This is a genomic window from Vibrio sp. Vb0304 (assembly GCF_033338995.1).
Taxonomy (GTDB): domain Bacteria; phylum Pseudomonadota; class Gammaproteobacteria; order Enterobacterales; family Vibrionaceae; genus Vibrio; species Vibrio alginolyticus.
The window spans coordinates 1-1,719 of record NZ_JAWOTT010000076.1; the positions used below are offsets into that span (position 1 = coordinate 1).

The window sequence follows — 1,719 nt, forward strand, 5'->3', positions numbered from 1 at the left end:
TTTGTACTGATGCACATTCGGCTTGCATCACCGCTTGTTCTTGCTCGTGGTGACGAAGCATTCTTTGCAGCATCTGATCAACGCGGTTGAAGTTCATCAACGCCGCGCTATTCAAAGACGGAGAGGACAACGCCGATTGACCAGCGTGTCCTTTGAGAGCTGAAAGTTGTTGCAACTGCGTTGAAAGATGATTGTGACGCTGACGCATAGCGTCGAGCTGTTGCCCGACCCTATCACGCTGCTTTTCTTCCATTTGTTGCAGTTTGCCGACCGCTTTAAGTTTGGCTTTCATCGCTGCATTCGCTCTCTACTGTGCGCCTTGGAACATTTGAGCCAGCTCAGTCAAACTGGTGGTGTAATCCACCGCCTCGTTCGCTGATTGCTGTAAGTAAGAACGCAAATGCGGATACATCGACACAGACTGATCCAACTCAGGGTCCTGACCCGGTTGATAGCCACCAAGCGGCAGTAACTCTTTCACCTGAAGGTAATTGGAGTACATTTGGCGGAAGTTGTTTGCGATGGTGGAATGAGCAGGTTGCGTACAAGTGCTCATACAACGGCTGATAGAAGCATTGATATCAATCGCCGGATAATGCCCTTGTTCCGCCAGCTGGCGTGACAACACAACGTGTCCATCCAAAATGGCACGAGCAGAGTCCACGACTGGGTCTTGCTGATCGTCGCCTTCCGCCAGTACAGTGTAAATCGCCGTTAAGCTGCCATGAGGGTTTTCACTGTTACCCGCTCGCTCTAACAGCTGCGGTAACACACTGAATACCGAAGGCGGATAGCCGCGCGACGCTGGCGGTTCCCCCAAAGATAACGCGATTTCGCGTTGAGCCATCGCGTAACGCGTTAGGGAATCCATCAACAAAAGTACATCTTTGCCTTGATCTCGGAAATACTCCGCGACGCGGTGACAAAGCAGTGTCGCTCTAAGTCGCATCAATGGTGATTCATCCGCAGGAGCTGCAATGATGATGGCTTTTTCTCTCGCTTCTGGCGTTAAGTTGCGTTCAATAAACTCACGAACTTCTCGACCACGCTCACCAATCAAACCCACCACAATGACGTCCGCTTCCGTGTTTTTGGTGATCATCCCCATCAACACACTTTTACCAACACCACTGCCCGCCATTAGACCAATACGCTGACCCTTACCGACCGTCAGCAAACCGTTGATCGCACGAACGCCAACATTAAGCGGGGTATCGACAGGACGACGCTTAAGGGGGTTGATCGGTTTAGGTTCAAGTGAAACACGATCGCCTCCTTTAAGCGGGATGCCGTCATCCAATGGCTCGCCTAAGCCGTTCACCACGCGTCCCATCCACTGAGAGCTGAGTTGCACGGTACTGTCGCCGTCTAATGGGATCACCTTCGCACCTGCAAACAAACCGCCTAAACGGCGGATCGGCATTAAGTACGCAACGGTATGATCGAAGCCGACCACTTGTGCTTCGATCATATCGCCTTCGGCAGTTTCCACTAAGCAACGTTGCTCAAGCTTAAAACGACATCCAACCGCTTGTAACATCAAGCCGTTCACTTTAATCAAGCGTCCGGTTACTCGCGCAACGGGAATAGAATCAAGCGATGCTAATGCATCGCTCAAACGCTCACTTAATAGTTCGTGGCTTAATGTACTACTCATTTTCAGACTCAACCTGTGGAATGCTGACTTCGTCTAACAAGTGCTGTTTTACGTTGTCCATG

2 protein-coding genes are annotated in these 1,719 nt (G+C 50.8%); both read right to left on the reverse strand.

What is annotated here, in order from left to right; translation table 11 throughout:
* On the reverse strand, positions 1-292 hold a 292-nt coding region (fliJ, locus tag R7P35_RS23855; protein WP_318092802.1), incomplete at its 3' end, for a flagellar export protein FliJ.
* A gap of 15 nt (positions 293-307) precedes the next feature.
* On the reverse strand, positions 308-1,657 hold the full coding sequence (gene fliI / locus R7P35_RS23860) for a flagellar protein export ATPase FliI (RefSeq protein WP_005462803.1): 1,350 nt from the start codon (positions 1,655-1,657) through the stop codon (positions 308-310).
* Between the last annotated feature and the right edge of the window lie 62 nt (positions 1,658-1,719).

Excerpts from the sequence above, each read along its gene's own strand:
- fliI (WP_005462803.1), bottom strand. The coding sequence starts at position 1,657 with ATGAGTAGTACATTAAGCCACGAACTATTAAGTGAGCGTTTGAGCGAT.